The sequence below is a fragment of the Clostridium lacusfryxellense genome (assembly GCF_018861735.1).
Classification (GTDB): domain Bacteria; phylum Bacillota; class Clostridia; order Clostridiales; family Clostridiaceae; genus Clostridium_AD; species Clostridium_AD lacusfryxellense.
Genome location: NZ_JAHLEB010000096.1, coordinates 1 through 7,659 on the forward strand (window position 1 = coordinate 1; position 7,659 = coordinate 7,659).

Annotated in this window: 6 protein-coding genes; all 6 read right to left on the reverse strand. The window is 31.1% G+C overall.

The genetic code is table 11. The features are described 5' to 3' along the window. Positions 1-1,753 (reverse strand): MucBP domain-containing protein (locus KPL55_RS24870; protein WP_216309448.1); only part of this gene is annotated, 1,753 nt, incomplete at its 3' end. 196 nt (positions 1,754-1,949) lie between these two features. Beyond that, on the reverse strand, positions 1,950-3,182 hold the full coding sequence (locus KPL55_RS24875; RefSeq protein ID WP_216309449.1) for a zinc ribbon domain-containing protein: 1,233 nt from the start codon (positions 3,180-3,182) through the stop codon (positions 1,950-1,952). A 29-nt stretch (positions 3,183-3,211) separates the two neighbouring features. Beyond that, on the reverse strand, positions 3,212-4,171 hold the full coding sequence (locus KPL55_RS24880; RefSeq protein ID WP_216309450.1) for a hypothetical protein: 960 nt from the start codon (positions 4,169-4,171) through the stop codon (positions 3,212-3,214). 151 nt (positions 4,172-4,322) lie between these two features. Further along, the gene (locus KPL55_RS24885) at positions 4,323-5,819 is read right to left on the reverse strand and encodes a type IV secretory system conjugative DNA transfer family protein (RefSeq protein WP_216309451.1); all 1,497 of its coding nucleotides are present in this window, start codon (positions 5,817-5,819) and stop codon (positions 4,323-4,325) included. Position 5,820: 1 nt separating this feature from the next. Next, complete coding sequence (locus KPL55_RS24890; protein WP_216309452.1) at positions 5,821-6,849, reverse strand: hypothetical protein; 1,029 nt, start codon at positions 6,847-6,849, stop codon at positions 5,821-5,823. Between the two features lie 42 nt (positions 6,850-6,891). Continuing rightward, complete coding sequence (locus KPL55_RS24895) at positions 6,892-7,443, reverse strand: hypothetical protein (RefSeq protein WP_216309453.1); 552 nt, start codon at positions 7,441-7,443, stop codon at positions 6,892-6,894. Positions 7,444-7,659: the final 216 nt, after the last annotated feature.

The following is a 7,659-nucleotide window of genomic DNA, read 5'->3' on the forward strand; positions in this document are numbered from 1 at the left end:
CTATTAGTGTTATTAATTTTGTAGTATCATCTGTTGTATATCCTGAAAACTCTTTAGGATCATAATTATATGTGCCTAAGTCTAAATCATCATTCACCGTAGGAGCTTCTAGGTCTATTCCGTCTTCATCCTGGTACTTTATCGTTGTACTTCCCTTTATTATCACTGGTGGAGCTACAACCTTTGTATATTTGAATATAACTACCTGGTCTTTATCTGTTTCTATTAGTGTTATTAATTTTGTAGTATCATCTGTTGTATATCCTGAAAACTCTTTAGGATCATAATTATATGTGCCTAAGTCTAAATCATCATTCACCGTAGGAGCTTCTAAGTCTGTTCCATTCTCGTCCTGGTACTTTATCGTTGCAGAACCTACCGGAATACCAAGGTCCAAAATTGTATCTTCTGGGAATAGATAAGACCCGCTTAACATTAAACTTATTATATTACTTTTATATTTTTCTTTTAAAGCACTAACAAGGTATTGGCCGTTATCGCTTGCACCAACATTATCAACAGTAAAAACTATCTGTCCTAAACTATCGGTATATCCCTCTCTATGTGTAGAAGAATATAAATACTCTACTAAATCCTCTGGATAACCTGAATTGCTTAAATCATCCTTTTGGTCAACATTTACGAATACATTTTCAATTCCTACTTTAGGATTAAATTTACTAACGTTAACTAGTAGAGTTCTAGGGATTGGTTCCTTTAAATCAATAGGATCTATATTTATAATCTTATTCACACCGAAATCTTTAGAATTACTCACACCTGAATCTTTAGAAAACGAATTAAAACTAACAGATGACCAATAGTATAGCTTGCTCGAGCGAATAATAAAATCATCAAACCCAACATCCGAAATAGGAACATTGGTAAATGTGATTTTACCTTCTGCATTTGTGAAAGCCCATTTTTTAAAATTTAATGTTTTATTGTAAATATAAACCCAAGCATTAGCAACTGGATTGCCTAAATGATCCTTACTTATAATATTAAATGTTCTATACACTTTTAAATCCGGTATTGGTATATCATTATTAATTTTACACATAGACTCTGTTATAGGTACATCTAAATATCCAATTATTTTATTTGAATTATCAATTGATACAATATAAATATGCTGATTTGGTAGGCACTGTATACTTGTATCAGGTTCTAAATTATATAGATATCCATCTGAACTATCTCCGAAGTTTGGAACATTGTTTGATGTTCCTATATAATACTTTAATGTTCCTGTAGGTATTGTTGTTGTTTTCGTACCTTGTATTGTATCTTGTACCCAATCAAATCCGCTTAAGGCCTCTAAATGTCCTAAGTCTGATGGATGATTAATAGTAGTCATATCACTGTTATAAATGTCAGCTGTGGAGTAATATATTTCCCCCATACGACTTGTTACAAATGGAAATGAAGCATAATAGCCACTACTTGTCCATGTTGTACCTACCAATTTATACATATTAATATTTACAACAGGTGATTCATCTTCACTATTTATATACGTATCACTAACATATAGTTTTTTTGTAGTATCTTCTTTATCAAAAAAACACAAATTCGGTACATTAGTTGAATTGTTTTTAAATATGATGAAATTGCTTTGAGTATGGTCAGGCATTTCATCATACTGATATCCATCCCCTATATTAGTTAAAGTTAATGCGTATGTTTTTATTGGATGAAACAACCCAATCAACATAGCAAAAATTATAATAAATGATAATATTTTTTTCATATTAATACTCCTTTAATTCTCTATATTTTCGTTTATTGCATTTTAAATTATATTAGTTTAAAATTAAGTTGATAAAAGGTAAACAGATTTGTATTGTTTTGTTTACTTATTTAAATGGTTAGATAAGCGGTTGCAACGATTATCTAAGATATACATTTTAGGTTGGGTGCTATTAAATAGCACCCTTTGATATTTATTAAATTACCCCTGAGGTATCGGTTATAAGCCATTTACCATCAACTCTTTCAAAGTACAAATCTATTGTCATGTCCTTTTTACCAACATCTTTAGCCATTCCAAACTCAACCATAGAGCTATCTTCATAAGACACTGTTCCTTTAGCACTAACTGTGGCATGATTTGCGTCATCCAACTGTGACTTTGTTATTTTTAAATCTTCAAGTTTATTTATCACCTTATCAATAGTACCAAAAGCACTCATTTTCGATACTACATCATTATTAACAGTTAAAACATTAGCATATTTATCTTCTGTGGCATTTGAATAGAATAAATCTAAATATGTTTTTGTCTGTTCTTGTAAACTCTTAATAGTTTCAGAATTTGGCTTTAATATAATAGTTACTGTCTTTCCTGCCGGAGCTTTAGATACTTTAAAATCCTCTGCACCCTCCATTGTGGCAGTTATATCATATGAGCTATTAAAAATTTTATCTATTTTATACAATGAAATAGAAGGCTTATACAACTCATTAGTCATAGGTGTTTCGTCAAGGTTAGGTTCGTCCGATAAGTCAGGTGCATTTCCATTAACTAAAACTTTAGCCCCCAATGGAGCTGTCATTTGCCAATTAATTGCGAAGCTATCAGCATTTATTTTATAATTTTTAAAGAAAACAAATTTTGTACCATTATCATCAACTCCAATAGGGTAGAGTTTTCCACTTCCTTGTACTGTAAACATATTGTTACTTAAATTATCTTCAATTCCTTGTTGCGTTATGTCTTGGCTATAGCTCTGTGGAAAGTCTTTTTTATTATAATTTTTAATATAGAATGTTTTAACGTTATTCTTTTCCATAGCTACTTTAAAACTTTCCTTATTCATAAACTTATCGTCCGTATTAGCAATTAATTTAAAGGCATTATCATAATCTTTTTTAACTATATAATTATAGAAACTTTCAACTGTTTTCTTAGGTGTATATTTTGTTTGTAAAGTCTTATACCCAACTAATCCCCCTATTGCCAATGCTCCTATAACTACAATGCTTATAACTTTTTTTATTGAGGAGTTTGAAGTTTTGACTTTTTTGGGCTTTATTTTAATTTCTTCCTGATTTAAATGAGATGTTTTTGTTTCTGGCACTATAACCGCTGCAACTTCATCACTCGCAACCGTAGCCCCTCCGCAATTCTCGCAAAATGTTTCCGTACCTATTTCAACTTTACATCGTGGACAATACATTTAATTTTCCCCCTTTTATACTCTATTAATTACGTATTTTTATTATTATTAACGGTTTGAACCCTTTCCATATAGTTAGATGACCACGCATAATTTTCTTCTGAAAGCTCTCTATTTTTGCCTAAGACATTATCAAAATAGTTAATTCTGTATGCAACCAAAGGTCTTAATTCAACAAACAACTTTCCAACTTCCTTATTTCCCAATTTAAATACATATAATTTTTCTAAATATTTCAACATATCCACTGAAAATCCTGATTTGTGTGTTAATCTATCAGCCTTTATAAATATCTTTCTTTCGTAAAACATATAAATTGTGTTACCCCATTTTTTACTAGCTATATCTACGATTAACCTTATTATACAAATTACAGATAATACGCCTATTATAAATACCTTAGTAAATCCCGATCCAATAGAAGAAGCAATGGTAGTACCACTAGAACTCATGATACCTAAAGAAGAAGAACTTGCTATTAAAGTGCCTGCCATGCCTATTCCTAGAACAATCGGTGCAATTATTAATACCATTACTGCACTAATACGTCCCAATACTATATTTCCATCATGTAGTAGTCTCATATTTGAAATATTAGTCTTTATTTGTGCAAATTCGTTATGTATAACAGCTCTTAATTCTCCAGATGTAAGTGTATCTAGCGCACCTTTTGATATAAAAATTGAATTTCCATAAGAATTTGTCTCTATATCCAGGCTATCAAAGGCGAATATTTTTACTGTTCCAGTAAGATACTCGTATTTCATTCGGTTTACTTTTCTATCAAGAACTTTAATTTTCTTACCTGTCAAATTATTTAGTGCATCTAATATTTTAAATTGCAAATGCACTGGTGCAGAATACCCTCTAATGTCTGTTCTATCCTTTAATTGTTCAATAATAGGTTGTAAAATTATCTCTTCCCTTCCTATTACATTTCTACCTCTAGCAAATAAGGCAACACACGTTTGACCAGTTTGTGTATACATACCAAATAAAAGGAATAAGTATAAAATTAAAGTTCTTACAGGCCCATTAAAAGGCAAGTATTGGGTAGGTATAAAGCTTGTTAATACATATTGGAAAATGCTTATAAATGTTAGATTATAAATTATATTAAATATTGGTATTAAAATCATGTTAATTCACCATCCTAATTCTTATTTTTGAGTGTCTGAACTCTGGAACTTTTACAAATATTATTGCTTCACCAATTCCCAATATTCCAAATTCACGAGCTTTATAATAAAATTCTTCTTCTAATGTCACGCTCATACTATTACTAACTTCATCACTACTACCAGAACTACCTTTGGAAATAGTAGGCTTATATAAATCCTGTGTTCCTACCCCTATAGCACAGGCTTCTTGAGAAGTCGAAACATCTTGTCTTAATGCTATTTTCACATTTGTATTTCCCCATACTTGACGGAGTAATTTTTCGTCGCCATTAATTATCATATCTGCAAGTTCCTGAGTTCCCATAATATTCCTAAAACCGTAAGCCCTTGTCTTATTGATAAGATTCACTATTATTTCACTTGCAAATACATTAAATTCGTCGAATACTGTAAAAACTTCTTTTCCCTTATCTGCAAACCTTGGAGCAACTGTTTTTAAATCTGCAATTACTAGTCTTCCTAACATTTGTGCATATTCAGCATATTTCAAACTATCTAGCGAGAAAAATATAACATCATTATTTTCTATACTATCCATAAGATCAATCACATTAGTGTCTTGGGTATCAACAAATAATTCCCCCAGTTCGCTTTCTGCTATAGTTTTAAGTCTTGCGGAAAATCCAGTTATGGCCTTAGGGTCTGCTTCTTCTAATATAGATTTCATAAAATATGCAGGCTCTCCTACTTGCTCTATTAAATTCTCTACAACTGCCATACTAAAAGCCCTAATAAGGATTTGAAAATCTATAACTTGATATCCTAGAAGCTCTTTTGTTTCTGGAAGTAATAACAATTTAAAAACACCTTGCAAAAATCTTTCTGACTGGTTTTTATAATAATCATCACTAAACTCGAATAAACTTATAAGCTTGTCCTTTAATTCTGTATATAATCCATGTCTTAAAGGGTTGTAGTGCATTGATTCATCTGGGTTACAACTGAATAATTTAAAGTTTCTATTATATTTTTTACAAGCCTGTGCTAATTCATTTGGGAATTTCGGATCACCCTTCCCGTCAACGACTATGATTGGACAATTGCTACTATGCTTCAAAGGATATTCTAACAAAGTCTTGATACACTCGGTCTTGCCGGCCCCAGTCGCTCCAACTATTAAACACATTCCATTAAGTTCTTTAGAAGATATATAAAAATCTTCAAATCCATTTATATCTTTCCCTAAAAGTATGCTACTCTTCTTTAATTCCATTTTTGCTAGTTCTGCTTTACTAATTACTGGCTGTGTTTCTGCAAATAAAACTTTTTCTCCACTTGGGGCTTCTGGGGTATATCCATCTGTTTCCTTTGGTGGTGTTATATAATTAGCTTTATTATATTCAGGAATTTTACTTTTTCTTGGGTCATAATCTTTCTGGTCTTTATTACTTAAGAACATTTGATAAATTACCCCTACAATTATTACAACAATTATTATATTTAATAATGCTCCCAATCTATTTACCCTCTCCTTTTAAGTGATTTTTTAATTCTTCTAGCCTATCCACTACAATATTATTAATAAAATTAAATTCATTATCTCCTTTTGTAGAAATTTTCAAGTACCCTTCTATTTCTACAAAAACAACATACTTAATTTCTTCCAAGTTAGATATTACATGGATTGCTTTAGCTCTAATACTGCTTTTTAAATGAAAAGAGTTCTTTTTATCAATGTTTTCTATTGCCATTTCACTTAATTGCTCTATAACTTTTTTTCTTTCTTCGCTTATAGTTATTATTTCAAGAGAAAACTTACAGCAATTAAACAAATTGTTTTTTCCAGTTGTACCAACATTATTTAAAAACTTCGAGATAAGTTGTAAAGTCTTTAAAACTGGATTTTCACCCAAATTTTGATCAAAATCGAACCACACAAATTCAAGTTTTGATTTACTAAATTCGGCTTCCGGTATATAATTTTTTAAAAATATACCATTTCTATCTCCCAAAATTTTTAATTTGATAATAAGCTGCTGCACATATTCATTTTTTACTATCTTTCCTAGATGTAAATTTGTGAATTTGTCTTTATTAAATACTTCTCTAGCTTTAGAAACAAACATTTCAAAGGCTTTTAGTGAACTTTCCTCATTAATAGACTCTTTTTTTTCTAGTAGATATTGAAAAGAATAAACACTATTCATAATCGGCCTAAATCCAGGTTTCTGTAGTAACCTATTGACTTTAGTTTCTTTAACTTCCTTCTCAACATCTTTATATTTTATATATTTCAAAGCTGTACTCTTTAGGTAAACATATTTATTATTATTAAGTTGCTCTGAACCAAACAAGAGAAGATCCTCGAGCTTTTTAATTTCTCTAAACCCCTTTGATTTATTTCCAAACCACTTATAGAGCTGTTGGAACAATACATATCCTCCACATTTATTTATTACTTCTAATAGTTCCTTATAGTTCAGTTCTGCATCTAAATATGTGTGGGGGTCTATAATATCCGTTCTTACTTCTATTTTGTAACCCATTATTATCATTCCTTTCTTGTTAAATGCTTATAAATAAAGGAATTATACCAAAATTGTTTCCCCTGCAATCCTATTACCATTAGCAATCTTATTATTAATTGTTTCTTGTGTGTATTTATGCCCTATTACCTCAACTGCAAAGGTATCTCCGTCCAGTACAACAACCGCATCAACGCAATCTTTCCCACCAATAAGTAATTCTTTATATTCATAAGTTATTTGCGTTTCATTTTTCCATATTGCTCCTTTATGATCCCTCATAACCTGATAATATGCTTCTGTTAGCTTCAAATCATGGCCAACCTGATTAATACTAGTCTTATAAAAATATTTTGTACCAAGACTATTTTTACTATATTCTTTTCCTTTTCTATCTAATCGAGCAACCTCTATCATTGCTCCTCCTCTTGGGTTAGTTCTTTCTATTCGTATATATCCTGATTTTTCAAGCTTCAAAAGTCTGTCTCTATTTAAGCCACAATGCGTTTTTGCTTGTTCCATGGTACACAAACCTGAATTAGATAGTTGTTTCAACAAATTATCATCCCTCTGTGTCATAACTTTAACCTTTCCAAATTTCCTACGTGTTGCCATTTATGCCCTCCTCTATTCTTTAACCATATATTAATGAATCCCACCCGCGGAAATTCCGCAGGATGACAAGGGAATATCTTTTAGCTTACCCACAACACTAGTAAGTCCCCTGATGAAATTCCGTTAGGATGAATGAGGGGGATTTACGGTTTTGAAGTCCTCCCCTGCGGTACAAGGGGGCGGGGCTTCTTTCTTACCATTAAGAATATCATCCCT